This window comes from Pseudomonas sp. CFBP2511 (assembly GCF_030209255.1).
Classification (GTDB): Bacteria; Pseudomonadota; Gammaproteobacteria; order Pseudomonadales; family Pseudomonadaceae; genus Aquipseudomonas; species Aquipseudomonas avellanae.
Genome location: NZ_JARVSI010000021.1, coordinates 165,047 through 185,313 on the forward strand (window position 1 = coordinate 165,047; position 20,267 = coordinate 185,313).

The 20,267-nt window shown below is 58.4% G+C and carries 19 protein-coding genes; 10 read left to right on the forward strand and 9 right to left on the reverse strand.

The features are described from left to right. Positions 1 to 283: 283 nt before the first annotated feature. From QRN38_RS17840 to QRN38_RS17860, 5 genes are all read left to right on the forward strand, one after another. Positions 284 to 2,335 (forward strand): putative bifunctional diguanylate cyclase/phosphodiesterase, encoded by a 2,052-nt coding sequence (locus QRN38_RS17840; RefSeq protein ID WP_007246222.1) that lies wholly within the window; start codon positions 284 to 286, stop codon positions 2,333 to 2,335. A gap of 175 nt (positions 2,336 to 2,510) precedes the next feature. Further along, the gene (locus QRN38_RS17845) at positions 2,511 to 3,869 is read left to right on the forward strand and encodes an imelysin family protein (RefSeq protein ID WP_005768605.1); all 1,359 of its coding nucleotides are present in this window, start codon (positions 2,511 to 2,513) and stop codon (positions 3,867 to 3,869) included. Positions 3,870 to 4,165: 296 nt separating this feature from the next. Continuing rightward, positions 4,166 to 5,593: a di-heme oxidoreductase family protein gene (locus QRN38_RS17850; RefSeq protein ID WP_057418246.1), complete on the forward strand. Its 1,428-nt coding sequence runs from the start codon at positions 4,166 to 4,168 to the stop codon at positions 5,591 to 5,593. A gap of 60 nt (positions 5,594 to 5,653) precedes the next feature. Beyond that, the gene (locus QRN38_RS17855) at positions 5,654 to 6,718 is read left to right on the forward strand and encodes an imelysin family protein (protein WP_057418245.1); all 1,065 of its coding nucleotides are present in this window, start codon (positions 5,654 to 5,656) and stop codon (positions 6,716 to 6,718) included. Positions 6,719 to 6,734: 16 nt separating this feature from the next. Continuing rightward, positions 6,735 to 7,832 (forward strand): DUF1513 domain-containing protein, encoded by a 1,098-nt coding sequence (locus QRN38_RS17860; RefSeq protein WP_011104988.1) that lies wholly within the window; start codon positions 6,735 to 6,737, stop codon positions 7,830 to 7,832. A gap of 24 nt (positions 7,833 to 7,856) precedes the next feature. On the opposite strand, the gene QRN38_RS17865 is transcribed toward QRN38_RS17860, so the two are convergent. From QRN38_RS17865 to colR, 5 genes are all read right to left on the reverse strand, one after another. Further along, entirely contained in the window at positions 7,857 to 8,084 is a 228-nt protein-coding gene (locus tag QRN38_RS17865; RefSeq protein WP_005768596.1) for a hypothetical protein, read from the reverse strand. Further along, positions 8,081 to 8,803 carry a lipopolysaccharide kinase InaA family protein gene (locus QRN38_RS17870; RefSeq protein ID WP_011104989.1) on the reverse strand — a complete coding sequence of 241 codons (723 nt, stop codon included), beginning with the start codon at positions 8,801 to 8,803 and terminating at the stop codon, positions 8,081 to 8,083. Before QRN38_RS17870 ends, QRN38_RS17865 begins: the two co-directional genes overlap by 4 nt. Positions 8,804 to 8,807: 4 nt before the next feature. Then, positions 8,808 to 9,488 carry a class I SAM-dependent methyltransferase gene (locus QRN38_RS17875; RefSeq protein WP_005739535.1) on the reverse strand — a complete coding sequence of 227 codons (681 nt, stop codon included), beginning with the start codon at positions 9,486 to 9,488 and terminating at the stop codon, positions 8,808 to 8,810. Positions 9,489 to 9,688: 200 nt separating this feature from the next. After that, positions 9,689 to 10,978, reverse strand: a complete 1,290-nt coding sequence (locus tag QRN38_RS17880) for a sensor histidine kinase (protein WP_003380966.1) — start codon at positions 10,976 to 10,978, stop codon at positions 9,689 to 9,691. After that, positions 10,968 to 11,651 (reverse strand): two-component system response regulator ColR, encoded by a 684-nt coding sequence (gene colR / locus QRN38_RS17885; RefSeq protein WP_002555020.1) that lies wholly within the window; start codon positions 11,649 to 11,651, stop codon positions 10,968 to 10,970. The genes QRN38_RS17880 and colR overlap by 11 nt, the downstream gene beginning before the upstream one ends. Before the next feature lie 176 nt (positions 11,652 to 11,827). On the opposite strand from colR, the gene QRN38_RS17890 reads away from it, so the two are divergent. Further along, positions 11,828 to 12,571, forward strand: coding sequence for a phosphatase PAP2 family protein (locus QRN38_RS17890; RefSeq protein ID WP_057418244.1), 744 nt, complete (start codon positions 11,828 to 11,830; stop codon positions 12,569 to 12,571). 84 nt (positions 12,572 to 12,655) lie between these two features. On the opposite strand, the gene groL is transcribed toward QRN38_RS17890, so the two are convergent. From groL to QRN38_RS17905, 3 genes are all read right to left on the reverse strand, one after another. Next, positions 12,656 to 14,299: a chaperonin GroEL gene (gene groL / locus QRN38_RS17895; RefSeq protein ID WP_007246228.1), complete on the reverse strand. Its 1,644-nt coding sequence runs from the start codon at positions 14,297 to 14,299 to the stop codon at positions 12,656 to 12,658. A gap of 49 nt (positions 14,300 to 14,348) precedes the next feature. Then, positions 14,349 to 14,642 (reverse strand): co-chaperone GroES, encoded by a 294-nt coding sequence (locus tag QRN38_RS17900; protein ID WP_003304675.1) that lies wholly within the window; start codon positions 14,640 to 14,642, stop codon positions 14,349 to 14,351. A 255-nt stretch (positions 14,643 to 14,897) separates the two neighbouring features. Continuing rightward, entirely contained in the window at positions 14,898 to 15,392 is a 495-nt protein-coding gene (locus tag QRN38_RS17905) for an FxsA family protein (protein ID WP_005768585.1), read from the reverse strand. A gap of 318 nt (positions 15,393 to 15,710) precedes the next feature. Between QRN38_RS17905 and QRN38_RS17910 the strand changes: the two genes are divergently transcribed. Beyond that, positions 15,711 to 16,469, forward strand: coding sequence for an SDR family oxidoreductase (locus tag QRN38_RS17910; protein WP_057418254.1), 759 nt, complete (start codon positions 15,711 to 15,713; stop codon positions 16,467 to 16,469). 48 nt (positions 16,470 to 16,517) lie between these two features. On the opposite strand, the gene QRN38_RS17915 is transcribed toward QRN38_RS17910, so the two are convergent. Then, complete coding sequence (locus QRN38_RS17915; protein WP_005620274.1) at positions 16,518 to 17,525, reverse strand: DUF481 domain-containing protein; 1,008 nt, start codon at positions 17,523 to 17,525, stop codon at positions 16,518 to 16,520. A 164-nt stretch (positions 17,526 to 17,689) separates the two neighbouring features. Between QRN38_RS17915 and QRN38_RS17920 the strand changes: the two genes are divergently transcribed. The 3 genes from QRN38_RS17920 to QRN38_RS17930 are packed head-to-tail and all read left to right on the forward strand — an operon-like array spanning position 17,690 to position 19,994. Continuing rightward, positions 17,690 to 18,046: an MGMT family protein gene (locus QRN38_RS17920; RefSeq protein ID WP_005768582.1), complete on the forward strand. Its 357-nt coding sequence runs from the start codon at positions 17,690 to 17,692 to the stop codon at positions 18,044 to 18,046. 54 nt (positions 18,047 to 18,100) lie between these two features. Continuing rightward, positions 18,101 to 19,651: an AmpG family muropeptide MFS transporter gene (locus QRN38_RS17925; RefSeq protein ID WP_005768580.1), complete on the forward strand. Its 1,551-nt coding sequence runs from the start codon at positions 18,101 to 18,103 to the stop codon at positions 19,649 to 19,651. A gap of 28 nt (positions 19,652 to 19,679) precedes the next feature. After that, entirely contained in the window at positions 19,680 to 19,994 is a 315-nt protein-coding gene (locus tag QRN38_RS17930) for a hypothetical protein (protein WP_005768579.1), read from the forward strand. Positions 19,995 to 20,267 lie beyond the last annotated feature (273 nt).

Genomic DNA, 20,267 nt, shown 5'->3' on the forward strand with positions numbered 1-20,267 from the left:
GAGTGGCCAACCACGCGAATGACAAATGTTTTCGCCTGCCGCTCGTACATTGTGTATTGTCAGAAAACGCTAGCTGGCTCATATAACGATGTAAATTCTTTACAGTGTTCTGCTCAAGTTACGTGCATAGCCACCCGACATGCCTGAGTGGCTCGGCCCGGTGGGTGCAAGGAACGCAAAGATCAGCCTGGTGTGCCAGTTCTGACTCGGTCATGAAAGGCGCATCCGGTTTTTCCAGGGTCATGAGGCTATACGCCCTGCGACACGAACTAAGGAACGGCCATTGAAGCTGGAACTCAAGAACAGCCTGTCGGTAAAGTTGCTGCGCGTCGTACTGCTATCAGCGCTTCTGGTAGGCGTTGTGCTGAGCTGTGCGCAAATCGTCTTCGACGCGTACAAGACCCGTCATGCCGTGGAAACCGATGCCGAACGCATTCTCGGCATGTTCCGTGACCCTTCGACCCAGGCCGTCTACAGCCTGGACCGCGAGATGGGCATGCAGGTCATCGAAGGTCTGTTTCAGGACGATGCGGTGCGCATGGCCTCGATCGGGCACCCCAATGAAACCCTGCTTGCCGAAAAAGACCGCCCGCTGAAGGCCTCTTCCAGCCGCTGGCTGACCGATCTCATCCTTGGCCAGGAGCGCAGCTTCACCACTCAACTGGTGGGCCGCAGCCCTTACAGCGAGTATTACGGCGACCTGCGCATCACGCTGGACACCGCCAACTACGGCGAAGGTTTTCTGGTCAACGCCGGCATCATTTTCATTGCCGGCGTGCTGCGCGCACTGGCGATGGGGCTGGTGCTGTACCTGGTCTATCACTGGCTGTTGACCAAGCCGCTGTCAAAAATCATCGAACACCTTATTGCGATCAATCCGGACCGCCCCAGCGAACACCAGTTGCCGCTGCTCAAGGGCCATGAGAAAAACGAACTGGGCATCTGGGTCAACACCGCCAATCAGCTGCTGGCCTCTATCGAACGCCACACATACCTGCGCCACGAAGCCGAAAATAATCTACAGCGCATGGCGCAGTACGACTTTCTGACCGGCCTGCCCAACCGGCTGCAATTGCAGACCGGGCTGGACAGGATTCTGGAGAACGCCGGACGTCAGCAACACAGGGTCGCGATTCTTTGCGTGGGCCTGGACGACTTCAAGGGCATCAACGAGCAGTTCAGCTACCAGGCTGGCGACCAACTGCTGCTTGCACTGGCAGACCGGCTGCGCGCTCACAGCGGGCGCCTCGGTGCCCTGGCGCGATTGGGTGGTGATCAGTTTGCATTGGTGCAGGCCAGCATCGAGCAGCCGTATGAGGCGGCCGAACTGGCGCAGAAAATCCTCGACGAGCTGGAAGCCCCGTTTTCTGTGGGCGATCAGCAGATCCGTCTGCGCGCGACCATCGGTATCACCCTGTTCCCCGAAGACGGCGATAGCACTGAAAAGCTGCTGCAGAAAGCCGAACAGACCATGACGCTGGCCAAAGCCCGCTCGCGCAACCGGTATCAGTTCTACATCGCCAGCGTCGACAGCGAAATGCGCCGCCGCCGTGAGCTTGAAAAAGACCTGCGCGAAGCCCTGCCGCGCAATCAGTTGTACCTGGTCTATCAGCCGCAAATCAGTTACCGCGATCATCGCGTGGTGGGCGTTGAGGCATTGATACGCTGGCAGCATCCAGAGCATGGCCTGGTGCCGCCAGACGTGTTCATCCCGCTGGCCGAGCAAAACGGCAGCATCATTGCCATCGGCGAATGGGTGCTTGATCAGGCCTGTCGCCAGTTGCGGGAATGGCTCGATCAGGGCTTCACCGACTTGCGCATGGCGGTCAACCTGTCGACCGTGCAACTGCACCATGCAGAACTGCCGCGCGTGGTGAACAACCTGCTACAGATCTATCGCCTGCCGCCCCGCAGCCTGGAACTGGAAGTGACCGAAACCGGCCTTATGGAAGACATTAATACCGCCGCCCAACACCTGCTGAGCCTGCGGCGCTCCGGCGCATTGATCGCCATCGATGACTTCGGCACCGGCTATTCCTCGCTGAGCTACCTGAAAAGCCTGCCGCTGGACAAGATCAAGATCGACAAGAGCTTCGTTCAGGACCTGATTGACGACGACGATGACGCCACCATTGTGCGGGCAATCATCCAGTTGGGTAAAAGCCTGGGCATGCAAGTCATTGCCGAGGGCGTGGAAACGGTCGAGCAGGAAGCCTACGTTGTGGCCGAGGGCTGCCATGAAGGCCAGGGCTATCTGTACAGCAAGCCGCTGCCGGGCCGGGAACTGCTGACGTATCTGAAGCAAGTCCGACAAAGCAACACGGCGAGTCTCTGAACACCCGGCGGGGCTCGTCTTTCAAGCCGTCTTGAAACCGACTGTTACACCTGCTGGATGCCTGATCGCGACGACAAAGGCGTTTTGCCTTTACATCGAATGCAAATCTTTCGCATCATGTCGCAGATTTTATGGGCGCACACCGCCATCACCTTTATTGATGCAGGATTCCGTCATGATTCGTATGCCTCTGGCAACCGCTAGTCTGTTGGCCATCGCTATCTCTCTCGCCGGTTGCGGCGAAGGCAAGGACAAGGCTGCCGCGCCAGCACCTGCTGCTGCCCCGGCCGCTCCTGCTGCGGCGCCTGCGGCACCCGCTCCGGCCCCGGCCGCTGCTGCCCAGACCGACGACGCGGCTGCCAAGGCTGTCGTCGCCAACTACGCCAACATGGTGTCGGCGGTATTCGACGATGCCCAAGGCGCTGCGAAAAAACTGAGCACTGCCGTCGACGCGTTTCTGGCCAAGCCCAATGACGAAACCCTGAAAGCTGCTCGTGATGCGTGGGTCGCTGCGCGCGTGCCTTACATGCAGAGCGAAGTCTTCCGCTTCGGCAACACCATCATCGACGACTGGGAAGGACAGGTTAACGCCTGGCCCCTGGACGAAGGCCTGATCGACTATGTAGCCAAGGACTACCAGCACGCGCTGGGCAATCCGGGCGCTACCGCCAACATCATCGCCAACACCGAGATTCAGGTGGGTGAAGACAAGGTCGACGTCAAGGAAATCACCTCCGAGAAACTCGCCAGCCTGAACGAACTGGGCGGTTCGGAAGCCAACGTTGCCACCGGCTACCACGCCATCGAATTCCTGCTCTGGGGCCAGGACCTGAATGGCACCGGCCCTGGCGCCGGCGCTCGTCCGGCCAGCGACTACCTCGAAGGTGCCGGCGCAACCGGCGGCCATAACGATCGCCGCCGCGCCTACCTCAAGGCCGTCACGGACCTGCTGGTCAGCGATCTGGAAGAAATGGCCGGCAACTGGAAAGCCGGTGTGGCCGATAACTACCGTGCAACCCTGGAAGCCGAGTCCGGCGAAAGCGGCCTGCGCAAGATGCTCTTCGGCATGGGCAGCCTGTCGCTGGGTGAACTGGCAGGCGAGCGCATGAAAGTCGCACTGGAAGCCAACTCCAGCGAAGACGAGCACGACTGCTTCAGCGACAACACGCACAACTCGCACTTCTACAACGGCAAAGGCATCCGCAACGTTTACCTGGGCGAATACACCCGCACTGACGGCAGCAAAGTCAGCGGCCCAAGCCTCTCGTCCCTGGTCGCCAAAGTAGACCCGGCCACCGACGCCACACTGCGCGCCGATCTGGACGACACCCAGGCCAAGTTGCAGGCCATTGTCGATCACGCCAACAAGGGTGAGCACTTTGACCAGTTGATCGGCGCAGGTAACACTGCCGGCAATCAAGTGGTACGTGACGCCATCGCTGCACTGGTCAAACAGACCGGCGCTATCGAGCAGGCCGCTGGCAAGCTCGGCATCACCGACCTGAACCCGGACAACGCTGATCACGAGTTCTGATAGAACCTGTTTGCGCTGTAACAATGAATGCCGGTCAGTTCGCTGACCGGCATTTTTTATGCCTGACCGTTGTGAATTTGAGGCTTGGCCTGCGATATGTCAGCAAGCTGCGTAGAGCATTTCCTAGAATCGCTTTCGCGCCTCTTGCCCCGACAGAAAGATCATGCAGATCACTGAGGCCGTGAATTCGTAACAACGCATTACCTCAGGCACAGCAAACGATAATCCCTCTTATTCAAACCGCAAGAGGCTGATAAGCTTGCACGCCCCGATTTGCGCCTCGTTGCAGGATGTGTATGAGTACGCGGTTCCGCCTGTCCCTTGCTCTGCTCACGACGCTGGTCTTGAGCGCGTGCGATGACGCCCCGCGCTTCACTCATCCCGAGCCGGGCGAAGCCTTGTCTGGCGGCAGCGCGACGGTCAGGAAGAGCGATCAGAACGCGTTCTCAATGCCCTCGGCCAATCTGTCGCCGGTGCGTCGGCTGGATTTCAGTGTCGGCAACAGTTTCTTTCGCAGCCCGTGGGTGATTGCGCCGTCGACCACCACGGCCCGCGATGGGCTCGGGCCGCTGTTCAACACCAATGCCTGTCAGAACTGCCACATCAAGGACGGTCGCGGTCATCCGCCGGAGGCTGGCGACAGCAATGCGGTGTCGATGCTGGTCAGGCTGTCGATTCCTGATGACCCGGCCTACGCAGACCTGATCCAGCGTAATGGTGTGTTGCCCGAGCCGACCTATGGCGGACAGTTGCAGGACATGTCGAATCCCGGCGTTGCACCGGAAGGCAAGGTGCGGGTCGAGTACGACGCGTTGACGGTCAATTTCCGCGACGGCACTGCCGTCGAATTGCGTCAGCCAACGCTGAGGATCACCCAATTGGGCTACGGCCCGATGCACCCCGAAACACATATCTCGGCGCGCATTGCCCCGCCAATGATCGGTCTTGGGTTGCTCGAAGCCATTGCGGATGACGCCATCCTCGCCAACGCCGATCCCGATGACAAGAACGCCGATGGCATCTCGGGCCGCCCCAACTGGGTCTGGGACGATGTGCAGCAAAAAGTCGTCATGGGCAGGTTCGGCTGGAAAGCCGGACAGCCCAACCTCAACCAACAGAACGTGCACGCCTTTTCTGGCGACATGGGCCTGACAACCCGCCTGCGCCACTTCGATGACTGCACAGCGGCGCAGACCGATTGCCTGGCAGCGCCCAATGGCAATGGCCCGGACGGCGAACCAGAGGTCAGTGACAACATCCTGCGTCTGGTCGAGTTTTACACCCGAAACCTGGGCGTTCCGGCTCGCCGAAAGGTAGATGATCCGCAAGTACTGGCCGGCAAGAATCTGTTTTTCGAGGCGGGTTGCCAACAGTGCCACACGCCATCGTTCAAAACCCGGAGCGACGCAGCGCAACCCGAACTGGCCAACCAGGACATTCGCCCCTACAGCGACCTGTTGCTGCACGACATGGGCGAAGGGCTGGCCGATAACCGTACCGAGTTCCAGGCCACCGGCCGCGAGTGGCGCACGCCGCCGCTGTGGGGGTTGGGCCTGACCGAAACGGTAAGCGGGCATACCCAACTGCTGCATGACGGTCGCGCGCGCAACATGCTTGAGGCGATACTGTGGCACGGTGGCGAAGCCCAGGCAGCACAACGACGAGTATTGGCATTTGACGCCGAACAGCGTGAAGCGCTGTTGGCGTTTCTGAATTCGTTATGATGCTCTCATTGCAAAGTCTTCTCGTTCAAAACCATCTTTTCAAAAAATAAGGAGCCGGACATGTTCCGACCCAAGTTGTTGCTGACCAGCCTCGCGGCGCTTGCATTGGGTGCCTGCTCACCGTCCGATCCTCAGGCGGTCACGTCTGCGGCCATTGCCAAGCAGGTGATCCTGCCGACCTACAGCCGTTGGGTCGATGCTGATCGTCAACTGGCAACCAGCGCACTTGCGTTTTGCCAGAGCAAGACCGACCTGGCGACTGCACGTGCCGACTTCCTTAAGGCACAAAAGACCTGGGCAGAGTTGCAACCGCTGTTGATCGGCCCGCTGGCTGAAGGCAATCGCGCCTGGCAAGTGCAGTTCTGGCCGGACAAGAAGAACCTGGTCGGCCGTCAGGTCGAGCAACTGGTGACGGCACAGCCGCAGATCAATGCCCAGGAACTGGCCAAGGCCAGCGTCGTGGTTCAAGGCTTGTCCGCCTACGAATACATTCTGTTCGACGCCGAAATCGACATGGCCAACGCTGAGCAGAAAGCGCGCTACTGCCCGCTGCTGATGGCCATCGGCGAACGGCAGAAGTTGCTTGCCGAAGAAATTCTGAGCAGTTGGAACAGCACCGACGGCATGCTTGCGCAACTGAGCAAATTCCCCAACCAGCGTTACGCCGACTCGCACGAAGCCATCGCAGAACTGCTGCGGGTTCAAGTGACAGCGCTCGACAGCCTGAAGAAAAAACTGGGCACGCCACTGGGCCGTCAAAGCAAAGGGCAGCCGCAGCCATTTCAGGCTGATGCATGGCGCAGCAAGTCATCGCTCAGCAGCCTGGAAGCCAGTCTGATCAGCGCCCAGACGGTCTGGACCGGTGTCGACAACAAAGGCTTGCGCAGCTTGCTACCCGCTGAACAGAAACCGCTGGCCGACAAAATCGATGCGGCCTACGCTACCAGCCGCAAACTGCTGTCGGAACTCAAACCGCCTCTGGTTGACCTGTTGGCCACCGACGCAGGACGCGAGCAGCTCAATGCGTTCTATGACAGCCTGAATGCGGTGCATCGCCTTCATGAAGGCGAGCTGGCCAAGGCACTGGGCATTCAGTTGGGTTTCAACGCCAACGACGGTGATTGATCGAGAGGTGCGAACGATGTTGCGACGCCAAGCGATGGCCCTCGGCAGTCTGTTGCTCAGTGCCTGCACATTGGGTGGATGGACCCTGTTCAGACAGAAAGACACCGGCCCTCTGCTGCTATCTGCGCGCGACGATGGCGAAGGCAAGCACTATGCAGTGGGTTTCCGGCTCGACGGGACGCAGGTGTTTGCCACTCAGGTGGGCCAACGCTGCCATGACATCATCAATCACCCCAGCCTGCCGCTTGCCGTGTTCATCGCACGTCGTCCAGGCACTGAGAGCTATCTGATCGACCTGCGCGACGGCAGCTTGCTACAAACCATTGTTTCGCAGCCGGACCGGCACTTTTACGGCCATGCGGTGATTCATCGTGATGGCGAGTGGCTGTATGCAACCGAAAACGACACCCGCGACCCAGGTCGAGGATTGCTGGGCGTTTATCGGTTCGTCGATGAGCGGCTGGTGCACTCGGCAGAGGTATCCACGCACGGCATCGGTCCGCATCAGGTCTCCTGGATGCCGGATGGCGAGACACTCGTCGTTGCCAACGGCGGCATTCGCACCGAAGCGGAAAGCCGCGTGGAAATGAACCTGAATGCCATGCAGCCCAGCCTGGTGATCATGCAACGCGATGGCACCCTGCTGAGCAAGGAAACACTCTCGCAACAGATGAACAGCGTGCGCCACATGGGCATTGCCAGCGATGGCACCATAGTCGCGAGTCAGCAGTTTATGGGCGATAGCCACGAAGTCGCCGAGTTACTGGCGATCAAACGTCCAGGCCAGCCATTTCAAGCGTTTCCGGTGGCACAGGAGCAATTGCGCGCAATGGGGCACTACACCGCCAGCGTTGCCGTGCACAGCGATCTGCGACTGATCGCACTGACAGCGCCGCGAGGCAACCGGTTCTTCATATGGGATATGGACAGCGGCGCACTGAAACTGGATGCACCGTTGCCGGACTGCGCAGGCGTTGGTGCAGTGGTCGACGGGTTTGTCGTGACGTCAGGTCAGGGGCGCTGCCGCTTCTACGATTGCCGCAAAGAGGAACTGCTGGCCAGGCCGCTGGACCTGCCCGCAGGGTTGTGGGACAACCATCTTCATTTGGTCTGACCTGGCTGGCAAGGCAGAAAGGAATCAGTTCCTGACACCGGTGCCTTGCGCCAGGCTGTACATAAGCAGCAAAAGGTCATGGTCAGGCTGTGCCGTGGCCAGACTCTTCACCGCCCGAGGCAGCGGGCAGTTACCTTCGCCATGCTGCGCGGTGAGTATCCGGGTAGCCGGTTGCTCGAGCGCTGCCACTGTGACAGTCGCTATCGCAAGCGCAGCGAAGATGAAAAGACCTCGTGCCATTTCTAGTTTCATGACTCTAAACCTTTGATAGAGCTGCCAAACGCCGTCTGATAAAAGTAGACCAACTTCTGCCAGTCTGCAGCACTGAATGACGAATGGCGTCTCAACTGTTTCATGTCATGCTGAGCCGCGCCCTGTGCCGTGAGGCGGCGACGGCCTTTTTCCAGGTCAAGCAGAGCAACCTCGACCTTCGCGTCCGGGCCATCACCCGTCACGCGTACAAAAACGTGTTTGATGTACAGGCAGCTGTGTTGCCAGCGGCCAAGGTGCATACGCGCCAGGGTACTGGCCACTTCCTTGAGCATTCGCTCGTAGAAGAGTTCGCCATGGCGCTCCCGCCCTCCGGCGGCGAGCCACTTTTCGATTTCGTCGAAACCGTCCAGCGCAACCGTCACCAACAGCGCCCGCCAGGCATTGTCCTCACCGCGCTCGGCACCGCAGAAAACCACCTCAGGCACCACCACCCCAAGCTTGCGCAGACCTTCCAGCGCCTCACGCTCGCGCAACACGGTCGGCCGCCCGAGCGGGTGCAGCAGGCTGCGGTAGATATGGCCCGTCTGACGCTTGGCATAGAGGGTCTGCCCATTGTCCATGACCAGCCGCTGCACGCCACTCTCGCCGCCTCGGCGTACGTTAGGCTCTTCAACCCACTCGCCGTGCTGACTCCAAAAATGGCTGAACTCATCCTGCACCGAGTTCTCGACTGGCTCTTTCAAGGACTGCAAACCCATCTCGTTACCTTTTACGTAAGACATAAACTCGCCACATGGCGTACATCGGCAAGAAGTCCATTCGATTCTGAATGCGAAATCCCGCCTGCTCAAATTCTGTTTCTGCGGTAGCAACCGGTAACACAAACCGATTCTGGTAACTTTCCTGCCCATTTTTCTGCTGACGTTTTTTCTCCAGACGCTCGCGCCGCCATGCCTTGAAGTTGCCATCAACCCACAGCGAAACAATCACACTGTCGCGCGTGACGCGCTGGAACTCACGCAATAGAGCCATTCGGTCGCTCGACTGCCCAACATGGTGCAGCAGGCGCATGCAAAAGATGCTGTCTACTGCGTTGTCGGGCAAATCGATATCAAACGCAGATGTCTGCAAGGGTTGTACCCTTTTCACAACTTCTGCCGGTTGAGATGCACAAGCGGTACTGAGCATGTCGGCGGAGTTGTCCGCGCCGATGATCGAGCGGTTGGGTTTCTCGGCCAGCAGCGGCCAGAAGCGGCCAGCACCGCAAGGCAGGTCCAGCACCAGCCCGGGATCACCCGCCATGTGCAGAGCTTTTCTCGCCAGTTGCTCATCGCGATGATGCGACAACTTGCGCCAAATGCCGTCCTGGTGTTTTTCAAGGTACTGACGGGCATGTGACTTGTCGTACTTGCGGGAAAATTCGAGTTCGATGCGATCGCTCATAAGAGCAGCTCCTGACGTTGATGCGGGCCAAAATAGAGGCAGCGCCGTCACTGTCAGGTCATCTCAATGTGAAAATTTTGTTACCTTGGCACTTCAAATGTTTCGAGATTTTACAGAGAGTTAGGCACGCTGTGTGCCCAATCGACGAAGTGCTGTCGATTTAAAGTCACACAGTAAGGCGTGCCTGTTCGATGTGAACGTCAGGGCTTGACCGCGTTCAATGTGACTTCAAACCGACAGCCATGTGGCTCCATCGGGGTGAGGTCCACTCTCCAGCCCTGATTGGTGCAGATGCGCTGAACCAGCGACAGACCAAGGCCCAGCCCTTCCCCACGCTGTTCGTTGCCGCGCACAAACGGCTCGAACATGGCTTCGCGTTTTTCTTCGGGAATGCCGACACCACTGTCCTCCACGGTGAAGCTTTCGGCTTGCAGCGTGAGCGTGATGAAACCGTGATCCGTGTAGTGCAAAGCGTTGCGCAGCAAGTTGCCCATGACGGCATGCAGAAAAGTTGCGTTGTAGCGGGTTTCGGATAACTGGTCATCCGCAGGCGGCGTGTAAGTCAGCACCAGCCCCTTGCCTTCGATCGGATCACGCCACTGGGAAATCAACTGTTCCGCTACGCCGACCAGCGTGGCCTTGGGCGTCATTGCCGGATCTTCGCGCTGGGTACGGGCAAGCATGAGGAAGGTCTGCACCAGGTCACGCATCTCTTCACACGCGCGGCCGATACGCTCGACCTGACGTCGCCCGCGCAGATCGAGCGCAGGGTTTTCCAACAACAGCTCGCAGGAGCTGGCCAATACCATCAATGGGGTGCGCAACTCATGGCTCACGTCACTGGTGAACATGCGCTCACGAATCAGTGCCTGCCTCAGCCGACCCAGCGTCGCGTCGAATGCCACCGCCAGCTCACCGACCTCGTCAGCGGCATAATCCGGTGCCAGAGGCGGTGCGAGCCCCAGCAACTGGTCACGGTGCCTGACCTGCCTGGCCAGACGGACCACAGGGGCCATCACCCGACGCGCCAGCACCCAACCGAGAAACACCGCCAGTGCCAGCGCCAGCACAAAGCCGACCAGCACGACGGCGAACAGGACTCGCTCGCGCTCTTCGAAGTCACTCTGATCCTGCAGCAGGGCGTAATGCCGACCGTCGACCACCTCGATCATGGCGTGATAGGAGAGCGGCCCGCGAAAGACCTCATGAAAACCAGGCTCAAGGTGACGCAGGTCCTTGGGCAGATCGAAATCGCCGGGGCCATTACTGAAGTAGAACAACTGGTCGGGCTTGGGCCGGTGGCTCCAGTCGCTGACGCTGTCCATCAGCATCAGGCGATTTAGATCACCGCCCAGGCCTGCAGAAATCAGCTTTTCTTCGACCAGGTGGACCGTTGAAATAATCCCGATGGCAAACGATCCGGCGACCAGTGCACTCATCAATGCAAAGGCAATGATGATCCGTTGGGCAAGACTCTGTTTAAACTCCATCCCGGCCCTCGGCCAAGCGATAGCCCACACCGTGCACGGTCTGCAACAGCGGTTTGCCAAACGGTTTGTCGATCACCTGACGCAACTGGTGCACATGGCTGCGCAGGCTGTCGCTGTCCGGGCAATCGTCGCCCCACAGGGCTTCTTCCAGTATTTCGCGGCGCAGCACATGCGGGCTCTTCTGCATCAGCACGGCCAGCAGTTTCAGGCCGACCGGGTTGAGCTTGAGCATGCGACCTTCGCGCGTCACTTCAAGGGTATCGAGGTCGTACACCAGATCAGCCACCTGCAACGTGCGCCGCCCGCCCCCCTGGGCACGGCGCAGCACCGCTTCGATCCGCGCGGCCAGTTCAGACAGGGCGAACGGCTTGAGCAGGTAATCATCGGCACCGGAGCGGAAGCCCTGCAGGCGGTCGTCCAGTTGGTCGCGGGCGGTCAGCATGATGACCGGGGTATCGCGACGGGCGTCTTCGCGCAGCCGCTTGCACAGCGTGTAGCCGTCAATGCCGGGCAACATGATGTCGAGCACGATCAGATCATAGTGCTCGGTGGCCGCCAGGTGCAGTCCGGAGAGGCCATCCTGGGCGCAATCGACGGTATAGCCTTTCATGCCCAGATAATCGGCCATGTTCGCCAGGATGTCGCGGTTGTCTTCAACCAGAAGAATTCGCATAAAGCACTCTCATATGCAGTTTGGGCTGGCGCAGCTTAAGACGAAGTGGGCGTCAGGGCCAGCGCCGAAATGGCATGACGATATTTTCACCTATTATCAACAAGGCTCATGACACACTTTGAGACAAACCGTCGCACACAATGACCGCGACACGCCCATCATGATCTGGATTCGATATGTCGAAAACCGTCGCGCCACCCTACTCTCGCCCGATAAATACATGGATTTACCTGGGTATCCCCGCCGTCGTCGCATTGATCCTCGTACTGCTTGAACTGACCTCGCTGGACATGGATATCGCCAAGCTGGCCTTCGACCCCGTCAGCGGGCAATTCATTGGCAGGCACAGCTATTTTCTGGAAGACATCCTCCACGACCGCGCCAAACAATTGGTCATGCTGTTCGGCGTACTGGCGATGATCGGCTTTGCGGCATCCTTCAAGGTACAGCGGCTGATGCCGTGGCGCAGAGAACTGGGTTGCCTGGTGCTGTCCATGGCGCTTTCAACCGCCTTCGTAACTCCGGTGAAAGTGGTGACTTCAGTGCAATGCCCCTGGAGCCTGACAGAGTTCGGCGGCCAGGAAACCTACAGCGAACTGTTGAGCCCACGCCCCGCCACCGACAAGCCAGGGCGCTGCTGGCCAGGTGGTCATGCGGCCACCGGCTTTACCCTGTTTGCGCTGTTCTTCATGCTGCGTGATCGTCGGCCACGTCTGGCTAAATTGGGACTGGCACTGGCGTTAGGTCTGGGATCGATCTTTTCTGCCGGCCGGATGCTGCAAGGCGCACACTTCTTTTCCCATAACATCTGGACGGCGGTGTTTTGCTGGTTGATCTGTCTGGGGGTTTATTACTTTGTGCTGTACCGGCCGGAACCCAAGCATAGTGCGAACACAGCGGCTCCCCCCTCTACGCACTAATTGATCAGGCACAAAAACAGGTCGTAAAAAAACCCCGCACAAGGCGGGGTTCTTTATGGGTGTAGCTCGAGGGGTACAGCCAGCTTACATCATGCCGCCCATACCACCCATGCCGCCCATGTCCGGCATGCCGCCGCCTGCTGCCTTTTCATCAGCCACGTCAGCGATCATCGCTTCGGTGGTGATCATCAGGCTGGCGATGGAGGACGCGGCCTGCAGAGCAGAGCGAGTCACTTTGGCCGGGTCGAGGATACCCATTTCAATCATGTCGCCGTATTCGCCGGAAGCAGCGTTGTAACCGAAGTTACCCGAACCCTGCTTGACCTTGTCGACCACAACGCTTGGCTCGTCACCGGAGTTGGCAACGATCTGGCGCAGAGGCGCTTCGACTGCGCGACGCAGCAGAGCAATACCGACGTCCTGATCGGCGTTGTCGCCTTTCAGACCTTCGATGGCCTGCAGCGAGCGAACCAGTGCTACGCCACCGCCAGGTACCACGCCTTCTTCGACCGCTGCACGGGTTGCGTGCAGGGCGTCTTCAACGCGGGCTTTCTTCTCTTTCATTTCAACTTCGGAACCGGCACCGACCTTGATCACTGCAACGCCGCCAGACAGCTTGGCCAGACGCTCCTGCAGTTTTTCCTTGTCGTAGTCCGAGCTGGTGTCGCCGATTTGCTGACGGATCTGGGAGATACGCGAGTCGATATCGGTTTTGACGCCAGCACCATCGATGATGGTGGTGTTTTCTTTGTTCAGGATGACGCGCTTGGCATTACCCAGGTGTTCCAGGGTAGTGGTTTCCAGGCTCAGACCGATCTCTTCGGAGATGACGGTACCGCCAGTCAGAACAGCGATGTCCTGCAGCATGGCCTTGCGACGGTCGCCGAAACCTGGAGCCTTGACGGCTGCAACTTTCACGATACCGCGCATGTTGTTGACAACCAGAGTTGCCAGCGCTTCGCCTTCAACGTCTTCAGCAACGATCAGCAGAGGACGGCCAGCCTTGGCGACTGCTTCCAGAACCGGCAGCATTTCGCGAATGTTGGAGATCTTCTTGTCGACCAGCAACAGCAGCGGGCTGTCGAGCTCGGCGACCATGGTGTCCGGCTTGTTGATGAAGTACGGGGACAGGTAACCGCGGTCAAACTGCATGCCTTCTACAACAGACAGCTCGTTTTCCAGGCCCGAACCTTCTTCAACGGTGATAACGCCGTCTTTGGTCACTTTTTCCATGGCTTCGGCAATGATGTCGCCGATGGAGTGATCAGAGTTGGCCGAAATGGTGCCGACCTGGGCAATTGCCTTGGTGTCGGTGCAAGGCTTGGACAGCTTTTTCAGCTCTGCAACGATAGCGATGGTCGCCTTGTCGATGCCGCGCTTGAGGTCCATCGGGTTCATGCCGGCAGCGACAGCTTTCAGGCCTTCGTTGACGATGGCCTGAGCCAGTACGGTAGCGGTAGTAGTACCATCACCCGCATCATCGTTGGCACGGGAGGCAACGTCTTTGACCAGCTGCGCGCCCATGTTTTCGAAACGGTCTTTAAGCTCGATTTCCTTGGCAACCGACACACCGTCTTTGGTGATCAGCGGAGCGCCAAAGCTTTTTTCGATGATAACGTTACGGCCTTTTGGGCCCAGGGTCGCTTTTACTGCGTCAGCCAGGACGTTTACACCGGCGAGCATTTTTTTACGGCCAGCATCGCCGAACTTAACTTCTTTAGCAGCCATGATCATTATTCCTTGAATACTTGGTAGTAACGGAAATCAGCGGAAGCACTCAGCCTTCGACAACAGCAAGAATCTCGTTCTCGCTCATCACCAGCAGGTCTTCGCCATCGACTTTCACTGTGTTGCTGCCGGAATAAGGGCCGAACACAACCTTGTCACCCACTTTCACAGCCAGCGCACGCACTTCACCGTTGTCCAGCACGCGGCCGGTACCCACAGCAACGATCTCGCCGCGGTTAGGCTTTTCAGCAGCCGAACCTGGCAGAACGATACCGCCGGCAGTTTTCGTTTCTTCTTCACTGCGACGGATTACGACGCGGTCATGCAGAGGACGAAGCTTCATTGTCGATCTCCTGATTATGTTTTTTTTGAGCGTCCGGCGAATGCGCCAGCCGCTACGGATCCGGACTTGCCGGTTACGGTTCGACGCGCGAACCGCAGAATACGGTCTGGCGTTCAGGCCAGAAACCTTGCGGTGACCCATACATAAGGGCGGGCAATTTGATTACAAGTCTTGAGCAAGATTTTTTTTACACGGCAGGCACCGCCTGAAAACCAGCGCGGCACCCGAAGGTGCCGCGCTGCGGGGCTGAACAGGTTACTTGTCGCGGTGTTCGAACTCGCCTTCGATCACATCCGGCTCGCGGGTCGGTTGATGAATCGCGTTGGGACGATGACTGGCAGGTCCCTGATTGGCCTGAGTCTGTAGATCGTCGGCGAAGGCACGCTGACGCATGGCCTGATCTTCCGCGCGGCGACGAACCTTGCTGATCAACAGCCGACGGGTAATCGGCAGCAGGCAGATCACCCCCAGAATGTCACTGATGAAGCCGGGCAACAGCAGCAGACCGCCACCCACGGCAACCATCAGGCCTTCGAGCATTTCCTGGGCCGGCAACTCGCCGCGCGCCAGACTTTCACGTGCTCGCAGCGCCGTGGCAAACCCGGCCACACGCATCACGAACAGCCCCAGCATGGAAGTCGCGACGACCAGCAGGAAGGTCCAGAGAAAACCGATCGACATCCCGACACGAACCAGCAGAAACAGCTCAAGTACCGGGAATAATAAAAACAGCAGCAAAAAAACACGCATCAAATGAGTTCCTCAAGGGAAGAATGCCTTCCGAGTAGACCGTATGTGATGTCAGAAGGTCGTTAATTCAAGCTCCCTGCGCTTTGGTGACCAATCAATTATGCGCATAAGTCAGCTGAACCTGGGCTTCACGAACGTGTATCGGTGTATTTCAGAGCGAAGTGAAACCTTTCATGGCGGTGCCGGGCGACGCAAAAAACGTGTCGCCTCAACGCAAGACGAGCGCGCTGAAACAGCCTATAACGTGCTTTGGCAGTGGCATAAGCACTTGCGTTGAGCCGGTGACGCCATAAAAACAATAAACAGATGGGCACGCACATGGAATTGAAAGACAAGCTGATCATTATCACCGGCGGGGGCCAAGGCCTTGGCAGGGCGATGGCCGAGTACCTGGCCGGCAAGGGCGCAAATCTGGCACTGGTGGACCTCAACCAGGAAAAGCTCGACCAGGCTGTCGTGGCCTGTGTTGCCCTCGGGGTCAAGGCTCGCGCCTATTTGTGCAATGTTGCCAATGAAGAACAGGTCGTGGATACGGTCAACAAGATTGCCGAAGACTTCGGCGCCGTTCATGGCCTGATCAACAATGCCGGTATTCTGCGCGACGGCCTGCTGGTCAAGGTCAAAGAGGGTGAGATGACCAAGCTGAGCCTTGTGCAATGGCAGGCGGTGATCGACGTCAACCTGACCGGCGTATTCCTCTGCACACGCGAAGTGGCAGCAAAAATGATCGAGCAGAAGAGTCAGGGTGCGATCATCAACATCTCTTCGATTTCCCGCGCAGGCAATATCGGGCAGACCAATTATTCAGCCGCAAAGGCCGGTGTCGCGGCGGCGACGGTTACATGGGCAAGGGAACTGGCGCGCTACGGCATCCGTGTGGCAGGCGTAGCGCCTGGTTTCATTGAAACCGAAATGACCGCCAGCATGAGACCCGAAGCACTGGAAAAGATGACCTCGGCCATCCCGCTCAAGCGCATGGGCAAGCCGGACGAAATCGCCCATTCGGTGGCTTACATTCTTGAAAACGATTATTTCAGCGGACGCATTCTGGAGCTGGACGGGGCGATGAGAATCTAGTGATATCAAACGCTGAGCGACGCACAGTGCGCGTCGCTCAGCGCTGGCTTACCAGCTTACGCCAAAGCCTGCGGTATAGCGGGTCTTGTCGACATCGCCGTTATCCGAGCCACTGATGACGTTCTTCTCGGCTTTCACGTTAAGCGAGGCCCAGTCTGTCACCTTGTAACGCAGGCCCGCCTCGACATCCATCGAGTAATCGGCCACGCCACTCAACGGCTTGCCCAATTCGCCGTTGCTGAAGAACTCGAACTTCTTGCCAATCAGGTAGCGGTTGTAATCCCAGGTGCCTGCAACAGAATAGAAGTTTTCTTTCTGACCGTTGGAAAACTCGAAGTCGGTACGGTTAAGCAGTGCTCCAACCTTGAACGCACCCAGTTCGTCATCCCACAACTGATAGCCCGGACCGGTACCGACGACGCGCTGACGAGACAGATCTTCGATCTTGTCGCGCTTGTAGGTCACGCGGGCGTCCCAGAAGAATTTCTCTGTCAGGAAGCGGTCCAGCGAGTATTCGGCGCTCCAGTTGTCGGTGCCGACCACATCGTCAGTCGTCTCGCGGTTGTAATCGCCTTTGGCGTTATGACGCCATTGGCCATGACGCGCAGAAGTCTTGAACGCAACGTTGTAATCGTTGGTGTCGTTCTCTGCCTGCTGGAAGTCCAGTGCGGCATCAATGTTGCCCTTCCACACCAGATCGGTGATGACCGGCTTGGGCTTGATGATCTGGTGAATGCTTGCCAGCTCGACGGTCTTGGGCGCTTCGCCGTTGGCCAGCACCACTTTGCCGTCGTCGGCCGCTTGCAACGACTTGGCGACTTCGCCAGTGTGCTCGTCCTGTTTGATCAGCAACGGCTGGTCGCTCTTCAGCGTCTTGACCTGTTTCCAGTCCAGCGCAATGGCGCCGCCGTACTCGGTCTGAAGCAACAGCTTGCCACCATCGAACACTTTGATTGTGCCGGTCAGCCGGTCGCCGTTCTTCAACCAGACGGTGTCGGCAAGCAATGGAGTAGAGACAGCGGTAATTGCAAGGCACAGCAGGGTTCTGGACAACATAAGCGGTAACTAGGCTCTGTTTGGCGGGAAATCGGGCATCATCCTGCAGGAGAACATCAAGGCAATCTCAATCCATGGACCACCGGGCACGGTGGTTACAGACAGTTGCGTTCGATCAAAGTTCCGCGAACGACAATCAATATCGTTTTATACAGGATAAATGTGTGAGCGACGCGGACTTAACATTTCTTTACGCTGACGAGCAGTCACCTGCCGAAAGACGACGTGCTGCTCTTTACCTGACGATGGCGCAAATACCGGAGGGTAAAGTGGTCGCCTACGGGCAACTGGCCGAACTGGCTGGGCTGGGCAAAGCGGCGCGCTGGGTGGGCCGTACCTTGAGTCAGTTACCACAAGGATCGTCCCTGCCGTGGCACCGCGTGCTGGGGGCCGGCGGGCGGCTCAGTCTGCCAGTGGGCAGCGCGTCGGGCGACGAACAGCGGGCCCGTTTGCGTGCCGAGGGCGTCACGATTCTGAACAATCGGGTTGATATGCAGCGTCATGGCTGGCGTCCCCTATAGCACAGCGGTTAGAGTGCGCCCTTTGTTTTCGTAACCTGAGGCAGATTCCAGCCCATGCCCCGTAAAACCTGGCGCGCCGCGCTCGCCGCATATGCCAGCCCGTCGACATTAGTGTTACTGCTGCTCGGATTCGCTGCGGGCATGCCTTACATGCTCGTCTTCTCGACATTATCCGTGTGGCTGCGCGAAGCCGGTGTGGCTCGCGAGACCATCGGCTATGCGAGCCTGATCGGCCTTGCCTACGCCTTCAAATGGGTCTGGTCGCCATTACTCGACCAATGGCGCCTGCCTTTTCTGGGCAAGCTGGGGCGTCGCCGCTCCTGGCTGGTGCTTGCACAGAGCCTGGTGATCCTTGGCCTCATCGGCATGGGTTTCTGCGATCCGCAGAAACACCTGTCCTGGCTGATCGCAATTGCCGTGGTGGTGGCCTTCGCCTCCGCGACGCAAGACATCGCCATCGACGCCTATCGCCTGGAAATCGCCCAGGACACCCAGCAGGCCGCCCTCGCCGCCAGTTACATGTCCGGCTATCGGGTGGCCGCACTGTTGGCGACCGCAGGCGCGCTGTACTTCGCAGAAGGTTTCGGTTCGACAGGTTTTGCCTACAAGCATGCAGCATGGACCGGCACGTATGTGCTGTTCGGCCTGCTGATGCTGCCAGCGCTGGTCACCACGCTGATCATGCGCGAGCCGCCGGTGCCGCTGCGTACGCAATTGTCGGCCGCGCGTTATGGCTTCACTCACCAACTGGCCTCGGTGTTTGTGCTGATCGTGTTACTGGTTTCAGTTCCCGCGATGTTTACCCAGCTCTACAACACCGACTTCGCCAGCGTGCTGTTCAACGACACCAGCTGGATGGACCTGTTGCTGGAAGACCGGGCTTTTCTGCGCGCCATTCTCTACACACTACTGACCTTCGCCTGCCTGTCGTCAATGGGGCGTCGCGGGCTGGCACCGGTGCTTACACCGATCAACGATTTCATCATGCGCTATCGCTGGCAGGCCCTGCTGCTGCTGGGCCTGATCGCGACCTATCGAATGTCGGACACCGTGATGGGTGTGATGGCCAACGTGTTCTACATTGATCAGGGCTTTACCAAGGACCAGATCGCCAGCGTCAGCAAAATCTTCGGCCTGATCATGACCTTGCTCGGCGCAGGTGCCGGTGGCCTGCTGATCGTGCGCTTCGGCATCATGCCGATCCTGTTCATCGGCGGCTTCGCCTCGGCATCCACCAATATCCTGTTCCTGTTGCTGGCGGACATGGGGCCGAACGTGAAGATGCTGATCCTGACCATCTCACTGGACAACCTCAGTTCCGGGCTGGCGACATCGGCGTTCGTCGCCTACCTGTCGAGCCTCACCAACCTGAAGTTTTCCGCCACTCAATACGCCCTGCTCAGCTCCATCATGCTGCTGTTGCCGCGCCTGCTGGGCGGCTATTCAGGCGTGGTGGTGGAGAAATTCGGCTATCACAACTTCTTCCTGATCACCGCACTGCTGGGTATCCCGACCCTGGTGATGATCATCCTGCAGTGGAACCGGGAAATACGCACGGCAAAAGCCGAGGCCCCCATAGAAGTTTCAGAGATCGAGAAGCCCTGATCGCTGGCTAACCTTTAAAGGAACGAAATTGGACACCGAAAATAAAGGCAGCGCCGGGAGCCCTGTTCCACTGACCCTGATAAGCCTGGGCATCTGGTTGCCGATCATCGGCACCGCTTACCTGTCGAGCGGGCCTGTAGACCCTTCTGCCTCAACCGCATTTGGCGGCGGCACGGTCATCCTCGCGCAAATTGAAATCTTCGCCATTATCTTTCTGCTGGTTTATGCCTTCGCCATAAAACCGTGGCGGCTGTCAAAACGCGTACGCGCAGTGTTTTACGTCAATGCACTGGCCGCAGTCGTCGCAGGGGTTACCATCATCACGACCCTGGCAAGGATGTAGTGCCCCCCGATTAAAAGCCCTGACGCTCACGCCTCAGGGCTTTTTTACGCAAAAAAACTTTTCTTTCAAAACAGACCTGACCGGACTGCACCGCTTTAATTGAGCGCAACCGGGCACCCCGGCGGCGCACGGTTGTTATTTTAGGGGTGTAGACTCAGAAATAAGCGTATAAACTTCCGTTCCTCTCTATTTCAGCACTCTTCATCAAAAGAGTAGCCGGTTTTATATCGGAGCAACAATGTTAAAGGATCTAACGGCTGTATTCGCGCCACA